Source organism: Streptomyces sp. col6 (assembly GCF_008042035.1).
In the GTDB taxonomy this organism is placed as follows: Bacteria; Actinomycetota; Actinomycetes; order Streptomycetales; family Streptomycetaceae; genus Streptomyces.
In genome coordinates this window covers 1,050,726-1,066,960 of the sequence record NZ_RDBL01000006.1, presented here as the reverse complement: position 1 = coordinate 1,066,960, position 16,235 = coordinate 1,050,726, and the positions used below count along the sequence as shown (strand labels likewise).

Sequence of the window (16,235 nt, the reverse complement as noted above, 5' to 3'; positions counted from 1 at the left end):
CGGGGGCGCGTCGACCGGGGGCCCGCCGCCGTTCCAGGTGAGCGTGACGGTGATGGCGCCCTTGGCCTCGCCGTCCGCGAGCAGCCCGACGATCTTGCCGGACTTGGCGGTCAGCTCGATGCCGAACTCGACGCTCACCTCGTCCGGCCGCACCGCGCGCAGCGGCACGGCGAGCGAGCGCGCCACCCCGGTCACCACGGAGTGCAGGCTCTCGACCCGGGCCTGCACCTGGTCCGAGATGTCCCCGAACCCGGTGTCCGTGTAGGTCGGGCCGCCACCGGGCGCCGGCCCGGTCAGCTCCTCGGCCCCGGAGATCCTGGCCCAGACCGGTGTGCCGTCCGGCAGCTCAATGCGCGTAATACGGGACCCACTGTCGCTCATGACAACCCCCCGTTCGCCAACTACCCGCAGATTAACGGCCGTAGTCGGCGGATGAGGGGGAGATCGACGAGGACGGGGCGCCGGGCGGGCCAAGCCTGCCGGAGGGCCGCTCTAGACTTGAGCCATGTACTTCACCGACCGCGGTATCGAGGAGCTGGAGAAGCGGCGAGGCGAGGAAGAGGTCACCTTCGAGTGGCTCGCCGAGCAGCTTCGTACGTTCGTCGACCTGAACCCCGACTTCGAGGTGCCGGTCGAGCGCCTCGCGACCTGGCTGGCCCGGCTGGACGACGAGGACGAGGACGAGTAGCCCTCCCGCCGGTCAGTCCGTTCCTCCCCCGCCGGGGCCGCCCTCGCGGATGCGGTCGTACGCGAGACCCAGCGCCCCGTGCGCCATCAGCAGCACCCCGGCGAAGGCCCAGCCGCCGCTGCGCCGGGCCGCTCCCCACAGGGCGAGCGGCAGCCCGGCCGCGAGCTGGACGCCCGCGAGCGCCCGTGCGCGGGGGCCGCGCACCCAGGGTCCGATGCGGCTGTTGTCCACCGCGCCCAGATCGACCCTGACCGCGTCGCGCCAGCCGGGCCACTCGACGCGCTCGGCGCCCTCCCACGCCTCGCTGCCCGGCACCGGCCGGGTGCCCCGCTCGCCCGGGTCGAGTCCGGCCGGCAGCGCGAGGCCGGTGCGGGTGAGCACGGCGAGCAGCCCGCGCAGCCTGGCGCGGGCGTCGGCGTCCGGGTCGGGGCGGGTGAGCGCTTCGAGCGACTGCACGTCCAGGACGGGGTCGAGCCCGAGCCGCTCGGCGAACGTACGCATCGCCTCGTCCTCGCCGGCCGGGGTCCCGTCCGCGAGCCAGACGTAGCCCACCGGGCGGCGGAATCCCGAGGCGAGGGTGTAGCCGGCCCGGTCGCCGTCCCACCACAGCGCGAGCACCGGCCAGGTGGAGCCGACCGCCAGCGCGGTGGCCCAGCCGCCCAGCACCCGGTCGACGGGCTCGGCCCGCTCCCCTTCACCCGACCGTGCCCTGCGGCCGCCCTGCCAGGGCTCGCCCTCGGGCAGCAGAACGCTCCAGCCCTGTCCGGCAGGCGCGAGCAGCAGCGGCTCGCGGAGCAGTTGCGCGACCGGGCGCACGGCGTCCGGCACGGTCCGGCACAGCAGCAGGGCACCCACGGGGGAGGTCGCGTCCATGGGTGACACGGTAGGACACCTTGCCCGTTTCTGGGGTGCTTTGTGCACATTCAGTCACCACCAAGACCCTTCCGCCTTTTCTTGACTTCCCGGATCCGCGATATATCGTGTTGCTCAAGAGACGCGATATGTTGCGTCGCCCCTACTGTCCGGGAGGTCAGACCCATGCCTGTCTCGACATGGTCCGTCGCCGAGCCTCGGAAGCTGACCTTCGACGAGCCGGTGACCGCGCTGAAGGTGCGCGTCGTCAACGGCACCGTCAACGTGGTCGGCACCGACGAACCGACCGCGCGCCTGGAGGTCTCCGAGATCGACGGCCCGCCGCTGACCGTGACGCAGGAGGACGGCGTCCTGACCGTGGCGTACGAGGACCTGGCCTGGCAGAACCTGCTGAAGTGGTTCGACCGCAAGGAATGGCGCCGCCACGCGGTGGTCTCGCTCGCGGTCCCCGCCGGCTCGACGGTGGAGGTCGGCGTGGTCGGCGCCGGCGCCTTCGTCTCCGGGGTCCGGGGGCGTACGGAGGTGCGCGGCGTCAGCGGCGACACCACGCTCGTCAACCTCTCCGGGCCGGTCGGCGCGGAGACCGTCTCCGGCGGTGTGGAGGCCCAGTCCGTCACGGGCGACCTGCACTTCAAGTCGGTCTCCGGCGATCTCACGGTCGTCGAGGGAGCGGGCACCTCCGTGAAGGCCGAGTCCGTCAGCGGCGGCATGGTGCTCGACGTGGACGCGGCCGGGCAGCCCACCGACATCCGACTGGCCACGGTCTCCGGCGAGATCGCCATCCGGCTGCCGCACCCCGCCGACGCGCGCGTGGAGGCGAACACCGCGAGCGGCTCCGTCTCCAACGGCTTCGAGGACCTGCGGGTCAGCGGTCAGTGGGGCGCGAAGAAGATCACCGGCACGCTGGGCTCCGGCACCGGCACCCTGAAGGCGACGACCGTCTCCGGGTCGATCGCCCTCCTGCGCCGCCCGCCGGCCGAGGAGGAACCGTACGACGCCGAGCCGACCGGAAAGGTGCTCTGACATGCCCCCCGTATTCGCCCACGGCCGCCTGCGGCTGTACCTCCTGAAGCTGCTCGACGAGGCACCCCGGCACGGTTACGAAGTGATCCGGCTGCTGGAGGAGCGCTTCCAGGGCCTGTACGCCCCCTCGGCCGGCACGGTCTACCCCCGGCTGGCCAAGCTGGAGGCCGAGGGCCTGGTCACGCACGCCACCGAGGGCGGCCGCAAGGTCTACTCGATCACCGAGGCCGGCCGCGCCGAACTGGCCGACCGCACCGGTGAACTCGCGGACCTGGAGCTGGAGATCCGGGAGTCCGTCTCCGAGCTGGCCGCCGAGATGCGCGACGACGTGCGCGGGGCGGCGGGCAAGCTGCGCAGCGAGATGCGGGCGGCGGCCGACGAGTCGCGCCACACGTCCGGGTCGGGGTCCGGGGCCAAGGAGTCGCCCTTCGGCGGCTTCGGCGACCTGGGCGACTTCGGCGACAAGGAGGCCTGGCGCACAGCGAAGGACGAGCTGCGCAAGGCCAAGCAGGAGTGGAAGGAGCAGGCCCGCCGCGCGAAGGACGAGTCCCGGCGCGCCCGCCAGGACGCCCAGCAGGCCCGCCGCCAGGCCAAGGAGGCCCAGGACCGGGCGCGCGAGCAGATGCAGAACGCCGCACGCCAGGTCCAGGAGCACTTCGCCCGGGGCGACTGGCCGGCCGGGGTCCGTGAGGGCCTGGCCGAGATCACCGGCCAGCTGGGCGGCTTCGCCCGTACGGGGAGCTGGGCGCCGCACGGCAGGCCGGGCGCGGCGGACACCGACCCCGACTGGGGCAAGGACACGGGCGGCACCGGCGACCCGGCCCGCGATCTGGACCGGCTGCTCGACCGCTTCCGCGACGAGATCCGCGACGCGGCCCGGGACCACGGGGTGACGGAGGCCCAGCTCGCGGACGCCCGCCGCCACTTGTCGGCGGCGGCGGCCCAGGTGGGCGCGGTGCTGCGGGGCGACGGGGAGAAGTAGGGAGCGGGGCCGGCCCGGCCGGCCCCCGTGCGGTCAGCCCGCCCTGCGGTGGCCGTCCGCGTCGCCGTACAGCGCGCGCTCGGCCGACGCGTACGTCACGCCGTGGTCCGCGAGGACGTCGGCGACCGGGCCGGGCATCACGGTGAGGGCCAGCAGCAGGTGTTCCCCGCCGATGAACCGGTCGCCCCGGCCGAGCGCGACACGCAGCGACTTCTCCAGGACCTTCTTCGCCTCCCGCGCGAACGGCCGGCCGCCGGACCACCGCCGCCGGCCGCCGCGGTCGCCCCGCAGGGCCCCTTCGCCGTGCGCCTCCTCGATGCGGGAGACGACCTCGGCGAGGTCGATGCCGATGTCCGCGAGCGCCTCGGCGTCCGCCTTGCTCATGCCGCCGCGCCTGCGGGCCTCTGCAAGCGCGGCGGCCAGCGAGTCCCTGCGGTCGGCGAGGCCCAGCGCGGTGATCGCGAACGAGGCCCGGCCGCTGTCCTGGTCCAGCAGGGCGAGCAGCAGATGTTCCTCGGTGACCGTGCCGGCCCCGGTCCGCTCGGCATGCTCCACGGCGCCCCGCACCGCGGCACGGGCGTCCTTGGTGAATCGCTCGAACATCAATGCCTCCCGTACTTCTTGTGCACGGCCTGCCGGCTGACGCCCAGTTCGGCCGCGATCTCCTGCCACGACCAGCCCTTGGCGCGGGCGCTTCTGACTTGTACGGCTTCCAGCTGCTCCAGCAGCCGCCGCAGCGCGGCGACCGACCGCAGCCCCACCCGGGGGTCGCGGTCGCCCGCCCGCTCGGCGAGATCCGTTGCTTCGGTCATGATGTCAACTTACGTTGACATCATGACTGTGTCAACCATTGTTGACATCCAGGCCGTCAGACCGTCAGCACGATCTTCCCGAACTGGTCGCCCGCGGCAAGGCGTTCGAAGCCCTCCCGGGCGCGGTCCAGCGGCAGCACCTCGTCGATGACGGGGCGCACACCGGTGGTGGCGCAGAAGGCGAGAAGGTCCTCCAGCTCGTCCTTGGAGCCCATGGTCGAACCGACGACCTTCAGCTCCAGGAAGAAGATCCGGGTCAGCTCGGCGTGCGAGGGCCGGTCGCCGCTGGTGGCGCCGGAGATGACCAGGGTGCCGCCGGGGCGCAGCGACTTGACGGAATGCGACCAGGTGGCGGCGCCGACCGTCTCGATGACGGCGTCCACCCGGTGGGGCAGCCGGGCGCCCGCCTCGAACGCCTCGACGGCGCCCAGCTCGACGGCCCGCTTGCGCTTGGCCTCGTCGCGGCTGGTGGCGTAGACCCGCAGCCCGGCGGCCCGGCCGAGCACGATCGCGGCGGTCGCGACCCCGCCGCCGGCCCCCTGGACGAGCACGGAGTCCCCGGGGCGCACCCCGGCGTTGGTGAAGAGCATGCGGTACGCGGTGAGCCAGGCGGTGGGCAGGCAGGCGGCCTGCTCGAAGCTCAGCTCCCTGGGCTTGGGCAGCACGTTGTAGGTGGGGACGGTGACCTGTTCGGCGAAGGTGCCCTGGTAGCGCTCGGTGAGGATCGAGCGGGGTTCGTCCGGGCCGACCCCGTGGCCGGTCTGGCCGATGACGGAGTGCAGGACGACCTCGTTGCCGTCCTGGTCGACGCCGGCGGCGTCGCAGCCGAGGATCATCGGCAGCTTGTCCGCCGCGAGGCCGACGCCGCGCAGGGACCAGAGGTCGTGGTGGTTGAGGGAGGCGGCCCGGACGTTCACGGTGGTCCACCCGGGGCGGGCCTGCGGGGCTGGGCGGTCGCCCAGTTCCAGGCCGTTGAGGGGGTGGGCGGGGTCGAGGCTGGCTGCGTAGGCGGCGAACATGCCGCCGACGATAGGCGTCACCGTACCGACACGTAACCGCCTGCGACTGTGACGCGCACCGCTGGTTTCGTGGCTCCGCCCCGGGCCCCGCGCCTCAAACGCCGGCGAGGCTGGAAGCGCGGGCATGACATCGCCCCCGCCGCCGCAGGCTCGCGGCGACAGGAGCGAAAATCAAGTCCCTCCGGCGATTGAGGAGAGGGGGTACGGGGGCAGCGCCCCCGCAACGCCTCAGCGGCGGGCCACACCCTCCGCCCGCGCCGCCGCGGCCACCGCGGCCGTGACCGCCGGGGCGACCCGCTCGTCGAACGGCGACGGGATCACGTAGTCCGCGGCCAGCTCGTCGCCGACCACGTCGGCCAGCGCGTTCGCGGCGGCGATCTTCATGCCCTCCGTGATCCGGGACGCCCGCACCTGGAGCGCCCCGGCGAAGATCCCGGGGAACGCCAGCACGTTGTTGATCTGGTTCGGGTAGTCCGACCGCCCCGTCGCCACGACGGACGCGTACTTGTGCGCGATGTCGGGGTGGACCTCGGGGTTCGGGTTGGCCATCGCGAAGACGAACGCACCGGGAGCCATCGAGGCCACCGCCGCCTCCGGGACCGTACCGCCGGAGACACCGATGAAGACGTCCGCGCCGGCCAACGCGACGTCCAGGGAGCCCGAGATGCCCGCCTTGTTGGTGAGTTCGGCCAGCTCGCGCTTGACGTCGGTCAGGTCCTCGCGGTCCCGGCTGACGATGCCCTTGCGGTCCGCGACGGCCACGTCGCCCAGCCCCGCCTCCAGCAGGAACTTGGCGATGGCCACACCGGCCGCGCCCGCACCCGAGATGACGGCGCGCAGATCGCCCAGGCTGCGCCCGGACAGCTTGGCCGCGTTGCGCAGGGCGGCCAGCGTGACGACGGCCGTGCCGTGCTGGTCGTCGTGGAAGACCGGAATGTCCAGCCTCTCCTGGAGCTTGCGCTCGATCTCGAAGCAGCGCGGCGCCGAGATGTCCTCCAGGTTCACCCCTCCGAAGGAGGGGGCGAGCCGGACGACGGTGTCGACGATCTCGTCCGCGTCGGTGGTCGCGAGCGCGATCGGCACCGCGTCCACGCCGCCGAACTGCTTGAACAGGATCGCCTTGCCCTCCATCACCGGGAGGGACGCCTCGGGACCGATGTCCCCGAGGCCGAGCACCGCCGTGCCGTCCGTGACGACGGCGACGACCTGGGACTTCCAGGTGTAGTCGTGGACGAGCTCGGGCTGCTCCGCGATCGCGCTGCACACCTTCGCCACGCCCGGCGTGTACGCGAGGGACAGGTCGTCCTTGTCCCGGATCGGGACGGTGGCCTGCACGGCCATCTTCCCGCCCCGGTGGAGCGCGAAGGCCGGATCGAACGGCTCGTCGGTGGTGCTGTCGGTACTGCTGTCGCTGCGAGGATTGACGATCTCCGCTGCCATGGTGTTGACCCCTTAAGTCTTCATCGTTTGAGGGTGGCCACTCCTGGTTGAGGAGGGGTGGGCGGGCACCGCGTACGTGCCCTGCGCCTGGCGGTTGGCCGCCCCGGCAGGGGGAGGTACGTACGCGCGGGCGCGCCGCACACGCGCCCTGAGCCCCGGATGAGGGGTGTAAAGGTCTTTCTTACCGGACGGACCTGGCCACGGACGAGCCCATATCGACTCCGTGACATGACTCATAGTCGCCTATTTGAACAGGTCAGCCTTGTGCCGGGCCTGAGTCCGCCACGCGAGACGCGCCGCAGATCCTCCGGCCGCGGGAGGGAAACCCCATAAAAGGTCCGGCCCTGGTGTACCGGCCTCAAGAGGTTCGGGGATCGCCCGTTACCCGATTTTGACATGCGGGGCCCCCTGTTCGGGCTAATCCGCATGGCAACATGCCGTAATCACACAAGGCGGCGACACCCGACGCCGTGTTTCATTACCGCCCTGGCGACCACCCTGACCTGCCGGAGGAACCCGATCATGACCGCACGCTCCACCCGTCGTACGGCCGCGAAGACCCGCATCGCCGCGGTCGGCGCCATCGCGGTCGCCGGCACCATGCTGCTGACCGCCTGTGGCGACCAGACGAAGAACAACGACGGCGCCTCGGCGACCGCGAAGACCAGCACCGGAACGTCCTCCCCCGCCGACCTGCTCCCCCCGGAGATCAAGTCCAAGGGCGTCATCAAGGTCGGCTCCGACATCGCCTACCCGCCGGTCGAGTTCAAGGACAAGTCCGGCAAGACCGTGGGAATCGACCCCGACCTCGCCGACGCGCTCGGCAAGGAGCTGGGCGTGGAGTTCCAGTTCGAGAACGGCACGTTCGACACCCTGGTCACCGGCCTCCGCGCCAAGCGCTACGACGTGGCGATGTCGGCGATGACCGACAGCAAGGAGCGCCAGGAGGGCATCGACCCGGAGACGAAGAAGAAGGTCGGCGAGGGCGTCGACTTCGTCGACTACTTCACCGCCGGTGTCTCGATCTACACCCGGAAGGGCGACGACAAGGGCATCAAGACCTGGTCCGACCTCTGCGGCAAGAAGATCGCCGTCCAGCGCAACACCGTCTCGCACGACCTGGCCAAGGACGAGTCCAAGAAGTGCGCGGGCGGCAAGAAGATCGCCATCGAGCCGTACGACACCGACCTGGAGGCCCAGACCCGGATCCGTTCGGGCGGCGCCGACGCCGGCTCCTCCGACTTCCCGGTCGCCGCGTACGCGGTGAAGACCTCGGGCGGCGGCAAGGACTTCCAGATCGTCGGCGACCAGGTCGAAGCGGCCCCGTACGGCATCGCCGTCGCGAAGGGCAACGACAAGCTCACCCAGGCCCTCAAGGCGGCCATGGACGCGATCATCAAGAGCGGCGAGTACGAGAAGATCATCGCCAAGTGGGGCGTCGAGGCCGGCGCGGTCACCGAGGCCAAGGTGAACGGCGGGTCCTGACCGGATCCGGCGCTGAAAGGCATCAGCCGTGACTGACATCAAGAAGACGGGACCGGTCGACGAGCCGCCCGCACCCCCCACAGCCGCGGGACCGCCGCCGGAGGCCATCAGGGCCATTCCGGTCCGGCACTACGGCCGCTACGTATCGGCGCTCGTCGCCATCGCCGCACTCGCCTCGCTCATCTACGCCTTCAGCCAGGGCAAGATCAACTGGGGCGCGATCCCGGACTACTTCTTCGACCACCGCATCATCGACGGCGTGGGCCAGACCCTGCTGCTGACCGCCCTGTCGATGCTGATCGGCGTGGTCGGCGGCATCCTGCTCGCCGTCATGCGCCTGTCGAGGAACCCGGTGACCTCGTCGATCGCGTGGTTCTACATCTGGTTCTTCCGGGGCACCCCGGTCCTGGTCCAGTTGTTCGTGTGGTTCAACCTGGGTCTGGTCTTCGAGTACATCAACCTCGGGCCGATCTACAAGGACTACTGGTCGAGCTTCATGACGCCGCTGCTGACGGCGCTGCTCGGCCTCGGCCTCAACGAGGCCGCGTACATGGCGGAGATCTGCCGCGCCGGTCTGCTCTCGGTCGACGAGGGCCAGACGGAGGCGTCGCACGCCCTGGGCATGAGCCACGCCAAGACCCTCCGGCGCGTCGTGATCCCGCAGGCCATGCGGGTGATCGTGCCGCCCACGGGCAACGAGGTCATCAACATGCTGAAGACGACCTCGCTGGTGGCGGCCGTGCAGTTCTACGAACTCTTCAAGAACGCCCAGGACATCGGGAGCCAGTCCGGGTCACCGGTGGAGATGTACTTCCTCGCCGCCGCCTGGTACCTGATCATGACCTCGGTGCTCAGCATCGGGCAGTACTACCTGGAGCGGTACTACGCGCGTGGCTCCAGCCGGAGCCTGCCGCCGACCCCGTTCCAGAAGCTGAGGGCCACCGTGCTCTCGGTGGGCCGCCCGAAGGGAGGCATCGCATGACCGCGATGGTGAAGGCCGAGGGCGTCCACAAGTCCTTCGGCGCCGCGCACATCCTCAAGGGCATCGACCTGGAGGTCGCCCCGCGCGAGGTCTTCTGTCTGATCGGCCCGTCCGGTTCCGGCAAGTCGACGTTCCTGCGGTGCATCAACCACCTGGAGCAGATCAGCGCCGGCCGGCTGTCCGTGGACGGCGAGCTGGTGGGCTACCGCCAGAAGGGCGACAAGCTCTACGAGCTCAAGGACAGCGAAGTCGCCCTGAAGCGCCGGGACATCGGCATGGTCTTCCAGCGCTTCAACCTGTTCCCGCACATGACGGCGCTGGAGAACGTCATGGAGGCGCCCGTCCAGGTCAAGCGCGAGTCCAAGGCGGTCGCGCGGGCCCGCGCCGAACGGCTCCTGGACCGGGTCGGCCTCGGCGACAAGGCGAAGAACTACCCCTCACAGCTCTCCGGCGGGCAGCAGCAGCGGGTGGCCATCGCCCGTGCGCTGGCCATGGAGCCGAAGCTGATGCTCTTCGACGAGCCCACCTCGGCGCTCGACCCTGAGCTGGTCGGCGACGTGCTCGACGTGATGCGGGGCCTCGCCGAGGACGGGATGACGATGATCGTCGTCACCCACGAGATGGGCTTCGCCCGCGAGGTCGGCGACGCGCTGGTCTTCATGGACGACGGCGTGGTGGTCGAGTCGGGCCACCCGCGCGACGTCCTGACCAACCCGCGGCACGACCGGACGAAGTCGTTCCTGTCGAAGGTGCTCTAGACCGTGGAGAAAAGGGCGGTACGGACCACTCCGGTCCGTACCGCCCTTTCCCTTCCCCAGGTCACTTCTTCGGCAGCAGCTCCGGGCGCAGCATCAGCTCGCGCAGCTCGGCGCGGGTGAGCGGCGGGGTCTTCAGGAGCGGTCCCGGCGCGTCGTCGGACTCGAAGCCGGTGCTGTCGCGTACGGCGAGCACGCTCCCGTCCGACAGCGTGAGCCGGGCGACCAGCTCCGGGCCCCACTGCGGGGTGCCCTCGCCGTAGTTCATGTCGTCGCTCCACATGGTGAGCACCCGGCCGCCGGACAGCTCCTCGCGAACGCACTCGGTACGGGCCGGCGACCCCTTGTCCGGCTTGCACAGGTCCTCGGCGGGCGCGCCGCCCAGCTTCTTCCGCACGGCCTCCGCGTCCCTGACGTCGATGGTCAGATAGCCGACGCCCCCGTCCCGGCGGACCGAGTACTGCCCGTCCAGCGGTCCGGTGCGGGAGGGCTCGGCCGGCGGCGGCGAGACGTGCTTGATGATCTCGGCGAACGACACCTCGTCGAGCCTCGCGACGTCGGTCGGCAGCAGCTCGATCAGCAGCACGTCCCGGGGCGTGCCGCCGGGCTTCTCGGCCAGGGATCCCACGGACGTGGTCTGCGGGGCGTTCGGAGTGGAGGAGGCGAGCTGGGGCACGACGAACGCCCCGGCCGCCACCGTGCAGACCGCCGCCGCCGATACCGCGGTGCGGCGCCGCCATCGCACCCGTGCGGCCTTCGCGTAGACCGCCTCCGTGCTGATGACCGGCCTTCCGGCGTCCTCGGCGGCCCTCCCCAGCAGCTCGCGCACGTCGTCGTTCATACCAACACCTCCGCCATCTCGGCGCGCAGCGCCGCCAACCCCCGAGCCGTGTGGCTCTTGACCGTGTTCTCCCGCATCCCGAGCGTCGCGGCGGTGGCCTCGACGCTCAGGTCCTCCCAGTAGCGCAGCACCAGGACGGCCCGCTGCCTGGGCGTGAGCCGGGCGAGTGCCGCCCGTACCGCCAGGCCGGTGTCCGTGTCGGCCGCCTCGACGGCCCGCTCGGGCAGTTCCCCGTACGCCTGCTCGCGGCGCCAGAACCGGCGGCGGGCCGCGATGAAGGTGTTGACCAGGGTCTTTCGCGCGTACGCCTCGATGTTGTCGAGCCGCCCGTGCCGCCGCCCGCCGAGCACCACCTTGACCAGAGTCGTCTGGACCAGGTCCTCGGCCTCGTGCCGGTCGCCGCAGAGCAGGAACGCGCTGCGGAACAGGGCGGTGCGTCTGCTCTCGACGAAGGCGTGCAGCGCGTCGTGGTCCTCGCTCCGCATCCTCGGTGTCCTCCCCCCGGCCCGCGGGCGCGGACCGTCTCACCCTTTCAGTGCGGTGGACCGGGCGGCGGGTTGCACCGTCGACGGGAAACATCCGCGAACGCGTCGCCGGCGGCCCGGAGACGACGACGGGGCGGTACGGATTCGTCCCCCGCAGCCCGGCAACGACGGCGGGGCGGTGCGGACCGTAGTCCGCACCGCCCCGGGAGGCCCGCTGTTGTTACTTCTACTTCACCGCCAGCACCAGGCTGTCCGAGGGCGAGGCCCAGACGGGACGCGCCTCGGTGAACCCCGCCGCCCGCAGGGTGTCCGCGTGCCAGGCCACGGACGGCATGTCGCCGTCGGCGTGTTCGCCGTAGATCGCGAAGCGCTCGGCGGTGGGCCCGGCGAGCACGGGGTCCTGGGCGGCGCGTTCCCACCACTGCGCCCAGTCCAGGGCGCCGGCGGCCTTCGCCCGGTCCATGGCGGCGTGCCGGTGGGCGCGTTCGGCGGCGTTGATGCGGGGGGTGGAGGTATCGATCATGTGGTCGGCGTTCATGAACACACCGCCCTCCCGGACGAGGCCGCCGATCTGCCCGTAGAGCGTGGCGAGCGGCTCGCTGTGCAGCCAGTGCAGGGCGGTGGCGGTGAGGACGGCGTCGTACGAGTCGTGGGGCAGCCGTCGCGTCCACTCGGGGTCCTTGAGATCCGCGGTGACGAACGAGACGCGCTCGTCGCCGGCGAAGGAGCCGCGCGCGATGGCGAGCAGCGCGGGGTCGAGGTCGACACCGGTGCTGGTGGCCTTCGGGAACCGTCGCAGCAGCCTGTCCGTAATACTTCCCGTACCGCACGCGAGGTCGAGCACCCGCGGTTCGGGGCCCGTGAAGGCCTCGACCATGTCGAGCATCACCCGGAAGCGTTCCTCGCGGTCGGGCATGTACCACTCCTGCTGCCGGTCCCAGCTCACCTGCCAGGCCTGCCAGTCGGTACCCGCCGCTGCCTTCGTCTCCGCCATCCGAACCTCCGCGTAATACCCTGGCTTCGTAACAGCCCATTACAACCTCGACGCACCGACCCTAGACCGACACCGTAAGGACTACAAGTGGAACTGGCCTATTACTCGGACTACGCCGTGCGCCTGGTCAACACCGAGGAGCCGGCCCGCAACAAGGACGTCCTGACCTCGGTCGAGGCCGTACGGGAGCTGTTCGGCGCGAACGGCCAGGCGGCCCGGCGCGCGACCGACGCGGACGTGACCCGTTTCCGCTCGGTACGGGCCCGGTTGCGCGCGGTCTTCGAGGCGGCCGCCGACGGGGACGAGCGGCTCGCGGTCGACCTGCTCAACTCGCTGCTGATGGAGTTCCCGGTCAGCCCGCAGATCTCCGGGCACGACGTGCGCGACGCGGACGGCAAGCCGGACTGGCACATGCACCTCGCGGACCACCCGTCCAACGCCACGGCGGGCTACGCGGCGATCGCCTCCATGGGCCTGGCCTTCCACCTCACCTCGTACGGGGTGGACCGGCTCGGGCTGTGCGAGGCCGCGCCGTGCCGCAACGCCTACCTCGACACCTCGACCAACCGCTCCCGCCGCTACTGCTCGGACCGCTGCGCGACCCGCGCCAACGTGGCCGCCTACCGGGCCCGCAAGCGCCTGGAGACCGAACGCGCCGCCGACACCGGCCGCAGCGCGGAGAACGCCCAGACCAGCACCGCGCGCACCGAGCGCTGATCCTTCGTCAGCGGCCGGTACCGCGCCCGCACCCTGGCCAGCACCAGGTCCTCGGGCACCGTCCCGTAGTCCGTACTGTCCCCGCCCGCGAAGCTGTTGTCACCCAGCACCCACCAGCCGCCGGCCCGCCGCTCCACGGCTCGCTTCACCACCAGCAGGTCCTGCTGGAACGGATGGCGCAGAATCACCACGTCACCGGGGCGCACCGGCACCCCGTACTGCACGAGCAGCCAGTCCCCGTGATGGAGCGTGGGCACCATCGAGGGCCCCGTCACCTCCACCACCTGGAACGGCACCCGCGCCGCCAGCCCCCGTACGGGCCGCTCATCGGCCGGCTCCGGCACCTCCGGCACCTCCCTCATCTCGTCCCGCGCCTCCCCCGAACGTCCAGTACACCGTCCATCACAGGGTTTCGTACATTCGGCCACTGGTCCCACACTCATCCCGGACTTTTGGCCTAAGCCCCCGGGGGCACTCGCTGAAAGAGGCTTCTCACGGAGTAATGTCCCACCTGAGAAGACGATCACGAGGAAGGACAGCTCCATGCTTTCCCGCCTGTTTGCCCCCAAGGTGAAGGTCAGCGCCCACTGCGACCTGCCCTGCGGCGTGTACGACCCGGCCCAGGCCCGCATCGAGGCGGAGTCCGTCAAGGCCGTCCAGGAGAAGTACCAGGCCAACGAGGACGCGGACTTCCGCACTCGCGCGATCCTGATCAAGGAGCAGCGCGCCGAGCTGGCGAAGCACCACGTCTCCGTGCTCTGGAGCGACTACTTCAAGCCCCCGCACTTCGAGAAGTTCCCGCACCTGCACCAGCTGGTCAACGACACCCTGAAGGCCCTCTCGGCCGCCAAGGGCTCGAACGACCCGGCCACCGGCCAGAAGGCGCTGGACCTGATCGCGGAGATCGACAAGATCTTCTGGGAGACCAAGAAGGCCTGATCTCCAGGGCCTGAGCAGGAAGGGGTACGACCGCTCGCGGTCGTACCCCTTCCGGCGTTCTGGGAGGCGGTTGGGAGGTACGTGGGTGCGACACCGGCCCGGCGCCGCTCGGACGGCTTCCCCACCTCGCGGTCCGTCGCGCCTGGTCGAGGCGGTCCCGGGCAAGCGGACCGGTCCCGGGCGGGCAGTCGGCGCACAGTGCACAGGTCAGGAGATGAGGCGGCCCGTGAAGCCGTCGTGGGTGAGGGATGTGTACGCGGCACGCACGTCCTCCGGGACCTCCTGTTCGATGGCGAATCCGCGCGTCGGGTACTCGATGACCCGCTGGAGGTCGCCGACGAGCATGTCCAGGACGAGCTTCTCGTCGCCGATGGACTTCACGTAGTCGCCGAACTCCAGCGGCTCCGAAGCGCACAGGATCTCGACGTCGGGCCACAGCTTGCGGGCGGTTGCGAACGATCGCCGTTGCATATAGGGCTTGGAGACCAGCAGCACCGTGGTCGGGTGCATGCCGGCGGCGGCGAGGACCGCTCGCGAAAGGGTGATGTTCTGCCCGGTGTTGCCTGCGTTCGGTTCCAGCAGGATCGCCTCGGCGGGGACGCCTGGGCCGATGGCGTGCTCGCGGAAGTGAACGGCCTCACCGCGCGGGAAGCGGGCCTTGGTGGTGGGGCTGTTGCCGCCGGTGAATACCAGGGTGGGGAAGAGCCCCGAGCGATACAGCTCGGCGGCGCGGGTGGCGACGCCCAGATCGTGGCTGCCCAGTCCGATCGCGACGTCGACGGGTCGCAATTCATGGCGCATCTGGTGGTAGTCCCAGATCAGCCTCGCCTGGTGCCATTGATCCTCGGTGATGGCCTGCTGGTCGTTGCGCACGCGTTCTTCTCCCTGGTCGCCGTTGCCGGGGCGGGTCGGTCCCTCGCTCATGGACTTGATGCCCTCGGTACCGCGCAGTTGGTGCACGAGTCCGTACTGCGTGGCTGCCCGGTCGACGACTATGCCGGGTTCGCGGCCGGCGCCCCCGCCACCAGGGCCACCGCCCCGCACGCCGTCGCCGTGGTGCCCAGTGTGGCCGCGCGCAGGCTGAGGTGGGGGCGGACCGTGGGAACGACGAGTTCGTGGAGTTCGCGTTTCAAGGGGTCCATGAGGGCGGTGCCGGTGCGGGTCAGGGCGCCGCCGATGACGATCACGGCGGGGGCGAAGGTGTTGGCGAGGGCCGCCAGGACGCCGCCCACCGCGCGGCCCGTCTCGGCCAGGACCCGGCACGCCGCCTCCTCCGCGTTGCGGGCGGCCACGGCCAGGTCGGCGATGTCCGAGGCCAGGCCGCCGCACGCGTGGTACCGGTCGAGGACCGCCTGGCTGGAGGCGACCGTTTCCAGGCAGCCGTGTCCGCCGCAGTGGCACGGTCTGCCGTTCTCCCGCTCGACGTTGACGTGGCCGAGTTCCCCGGCGGTGGCGTACGGGCCCCGGTGCAGCGCCCCCGCCTGGATCAGGCCGCCGCCGACCTCACGGGACAGGGATACGGAGAGCAGGTCCGGCTCGCCCGCCGCCGCGCCCCAGGTCGCCTCGCCCAGGGCGGCCAGGCGGTAGCCGCGCTCGACGCGGACCGGGGCGGCGAACCGCTCGCGGACCAGATGCGCCACCTCCACCTCGGGGCCGGGACGGGCCGCCCCCGTGCCGCCGACGCCCACGCCCGTCACTGAACCCGTGCCGCCCACGCCCCTCACCGCCACCGGACCCCCGATGCCCACGCCGACCCCCTTCACCGACCCCGGGCCCAAGGAGCCCCCGGCCAGCGTGCGGGCGAGGCGGTGTGCCGTGCGGACGCGGTCCTGCCAGCCGGCCGTGCTCGGTTCCTCGGCGCCCCGGACGCCCATCAGTTGGCAGGCGTCATTGGCCAGGGCGACCCGGGTGGCCCGCCGGGTGAACTCGATCCCGAGGAACTGGGCGCGCCCGGGGTTCAGGCTCAGCCGTTCGACCGGGCGGCCGCGGCCCCGGCCGTCCCCGGCGGCTTGCGCGGTGGTGATCGCGCCGCTGTCGACCAGGGCGGCCACCGCGTCGTAGACCGTCGTACGCGGCAGCCCGCTGAGGTCCATGAGCTGGGCGCGGGTCACCGAGCCGTGGTGCGACACCAGCCGCAGGACCATTTCCTTGCTGCTGGGCTTCCTGGGGGCGTGGGCACCCTCCGGCGGGGCGGTCACTT

The 16,235-nt window shown here is 71.4% G+C and carries 20 protein-coding genes; 8 read left to right on the top strand and 12 right to left on the bottom strand.

The genetic code is table 11. The features are described from left to right. Positions 1–381 (bottom strand): CU044_2847 family protein (locus EAO73_RS08980; protein ID WP_147971475.1); only part of this gene is annotated, 381 nt, incomplete at its 3' end. A 124-nt stretch (positions 382–505) separates the two neighbouring features. Between EAO73_RS08980 and EAO73_RS08975 the strand changes: the two genes are divergently transcribed. Then, a complete protein-coding gene (locus tag EAO73_RS08975; protein WP_003961784.1) occupies positions 506–688 on the top strand; it encodes a DUF6104 family protein in 183 nt (60 codons plus the stop codon). A gap of 12 nt (positions 689–700) precedes the next feature. Here EAO73_RS08975 and EAO73_RS08970 read toward each other — a convergent pair whose 3' ends face one another. Next, the gene (locus EAO73_RS08970; protein WP_147970859.1) at positions 701–1,561 is read right to left on the bottom strand and encodes a hypothetical protein; all 861 of its coding nucleotides are present in this window, start codon (positions 1,559–1,561) and stop codon (positions 701–703) included. A 165-nt stretch (positions 1,562–1,726) separates the two neighbouring features. Between EAO73_RS08970 and EAO73_RS08965 the strand changes: the two genes are divergently transcribed. Further along, on the top strand, positions 1,727–2,584 hold the full coding sequence (locus tag EAO73_RS08965) for a DUF4097 family beta strand repeat-containing protein (protein ID WP_147970858.1): 858 nt from the start codon (positions 1,727–1,729) through the stop codon (positions 2,582–2,584). 1 nt (position 2,585) lies between these two features. Continuing rightward, a complete protein-coding gene (locus EAO73_RS08960; protein WP_147970857.1) occupies positions 2,586–3,566 on the top strand; it encodes a PadR family transcriptional regulator in 981 nt (326 codons plus the stop codon). 33 nt (positions 3,567–3,599) lie between these two features. Here EAO73_RS08960 and EAO73_RS08955 read toward each other — a convergent pair whose 3' ends face one another. The 4 genes from EAO73_RS08955 to EAO73_RS08940 all read right to left on the bottom strand — a co-directional run bounded on the left by EAO73_RS08955 (position 3,600) and on the right by EAO73_RS08940 (position 6,837). Beyond that, positions 3,600–4,169 carry a Clp protease N-terminal domain-containing protein gene (locus EAO73_RS08955; RefSeq protein ID WP_147970856.1) on the bottom strand — a complete coding sequence of 190 codons (570 nt, stop codon included), beginning with the start codon at positions 4,167–4,169 and terminating at the stop codon, positions 3,600–3,602. Further along, on the bottom strand, positions 4,169–4,378 hold the full coding sequence (locus tag EAO73_RS08950) for a helix-turn-helix domain-containing protein (protein ID WP_018102716.1): 210 nt from the start codon (positions 4,376–4,378) through the stop codon (positions 4,169–4,171). The genes EAO73_RS08955 and EAO73_RS08950 overlap by 1 nt, the downstream gene beginning before the upstream one ends. A 56-nt stretch (positions 4,379–4,434) precedes the next feature. Beyond that, positions 4,435–5,397 carry a zinc-binding dehydrogenase gene (locus EAO73_RS08945; RefSeq protein WP_147970855.1) on the bottom strand — a complete coding sequence of 321 codons (963 nt, stop codon included), beginning with the start codon at positions 5,395–5,397 and terminating at the stop codon, positions 4,435–4,437. 228 nt (positions 5,398–5,625) lie between these two features. Then, positions 5,626–6,837 carry an NADP-dependent malic enzyme gene (locus EAO73_RS08940; RefSeq protein WP_147970854.1) on the bottom strand — a complete coding sequence of 404 codons (1,212 nt, stop codon included), beginning with the start codon at positions 6,835–6,837 and terminating at the stop codon, positions 5,626–5,628. A 522-nt stretch (positions 6,838–7,359) separates the two neighbouring features. On the opposite strand from EAO73_RS08940, the gene EAO73_RS08935 reads away from it, so the two are divergent. The 3 genes from EAO73_RS08935 to EAO73_RS08925 are packed head-to-tail and all read left to right on the top strand — an operon-like array spanning position 7,360 to position 10,062. Further along, positions 7,360–8,322: an ABC transporter substrate-binding protein gene (locus EAO73_RS08935; RefSeq protein ID WP_147970853.1), complete on the top strand. Its 963-nt coding sequence runs from the start codon at positions 7,360–7,362 to the stop codon at positions 8,320–8,322. A 28-nt stretch (positions 8,323–8,350) separates the two neighbouring features. Further along, on the top strand, positions 8,351–9,304 hold the full coding sequence (locus tag EAO73_RS08930) for an amino acid ABC transporter permease (protein WP_147970852.1): 954 nt from the start codon (positions 8,351–8,353) through the stop codon (positions 9,302–9,304). Next, on the top strand, positions 9,301–10,062 hold the full coding sequence (locus tag EAO73_RS08925) for an amino acid ABC transporter ATP-binding protein (protein WP_147970851.1): 762 nt from the start codon (positions 9,301–9,303) through the stop codon (positions 10,060–10,062). The genes EAO73_RS08930 and EAO73_RS08925 overlap by 4 nt, the downstream gene beginning before the upstream one ends. A gap of 61 nt (positions 10,063–10,123) precedes the next feature. Here the strand turns inward: EAO73_RS08925 and EAO73_RS08920 are convergent, their stop codons facing one another. From EAO73_RS08920 to EAO73_RS08910, 3 genes are all read right to left on the bottom strand, one after another. Continuing rightward, complete coding sequence (locus EAO73_RS08920) at positions 10,124–10,900, bottom strand: hypothetical protein (protein WP_147970850.1); 777 nt, start codon at positions 10,898–10,900, stop codon at positions 10,124–10,126. Beyond that, positions 10,897–11,385: a SigE family RNA polymerase sigma factor gene (locus EAO73_RS08915; RefSeq protein WP_147970849.1), complete on the bottom strand. Its 489-nt coding sequence runs from the start codon at positions 11,383–11,385 to the stop codon at positions 10,897–10,899. The genes EAO73_RS08920 and EAO73_RS08915 overlap by 4 nt, the downstream gene beginning before the upstream one ends. A 226-nt stretch (positions 11,386–11,611) precedes the next feature. Then, entirely contained in the window at positions 11,612–12,379 is a 768-nt protein-coding gene (locus tag EAO73_RS08910) for a class I SAM-dependent methyltransferase (RefSeq protein ID WP_147970848.1), read from the bottom strand. A gap of 87 nt (positions 12,380–12,466) precedes the next feature. Here EAO73_RS08910 and EAO73_RS08905 point away from each other — a divergent pair, with 87 nt between their 5' ends. Next, positions 12,467–13,096, top strand: coding sequence for a CGNR zinc finger domain-containing protein (locus EAO73_RS08905; protein WP_147970847.1), 630 nt, complete (start codon positions 12,467–12,469; stop codon positions 13,094–13,096). On the opposite strand, the gene sodX is transcribed toward EAO73_RS08905, so the two are convergent. Further along, positions 13,000–13,458, bottom strand: coding sequence for a nickel-type superoxide dismutase maturation protease (gene sodX, locus EAO73_RS08900; RefSeq protein ID WP_147970846.1), 459 nt, complete (start codon positions 13,456–13,458; stop codon positions 13,000–13,002). The two genes, EAO73_RS08905 and sodX, sit on opposite strands and share 97 nt — an antisense overlap. 181 nt (positions 13,459–13,639) lie before the next feature. Here sodX and sodN point away from each other — a divergent pair, with 181 nt between their 5' ends. Next, positions 13,640–14,035: a superoxide dismutase, Ni gene (gene sodN, locus EAO73_RS08895; protein WP_147970845.1), complete on the top strand. Its 396-nt coding sequence runs from the start codon at positions 13,640–13,642 to the stop codon at positions 14,033–14,035. Positions 14,036–14,242: 207 nt separating this feature from the next. Here sodN and EAO73_RS08890 read toward each other — a convergent pair whose 3' ends face one another. Both EAO73_RS08890 and EAO73_RS08885 read right to left on the bottom strand, forming a co-directional pair. Further along, positions 14,243–14,908 (bottom strand): YdcF family protein, encoded by a 666-nt coding sequence (locus tag EAO73_RS08890; protein ID WP_191134021.1) that lies wholly within the window; start codon positions 14,906–14,908, stop codon positions 14,243–14,245. Between the two features lie 119 nt (positions 14,909–15,027). Continuing rightward, positions 15,028–16,233 carry an ROK family transcriptional regulator gene (locus tag EAO73_RS08885; RefSeq protein WP_224756215.1) on the bottom strand — a complete coding sequence of 402 codons (1,206 nt, stop codon included), beginning with the start codon at positions 16,231–16,233 and terminating at the stop codon, positions 15,028–15,030. Positions 16,234–16,235: the final 2 nt, after the last annotated feature.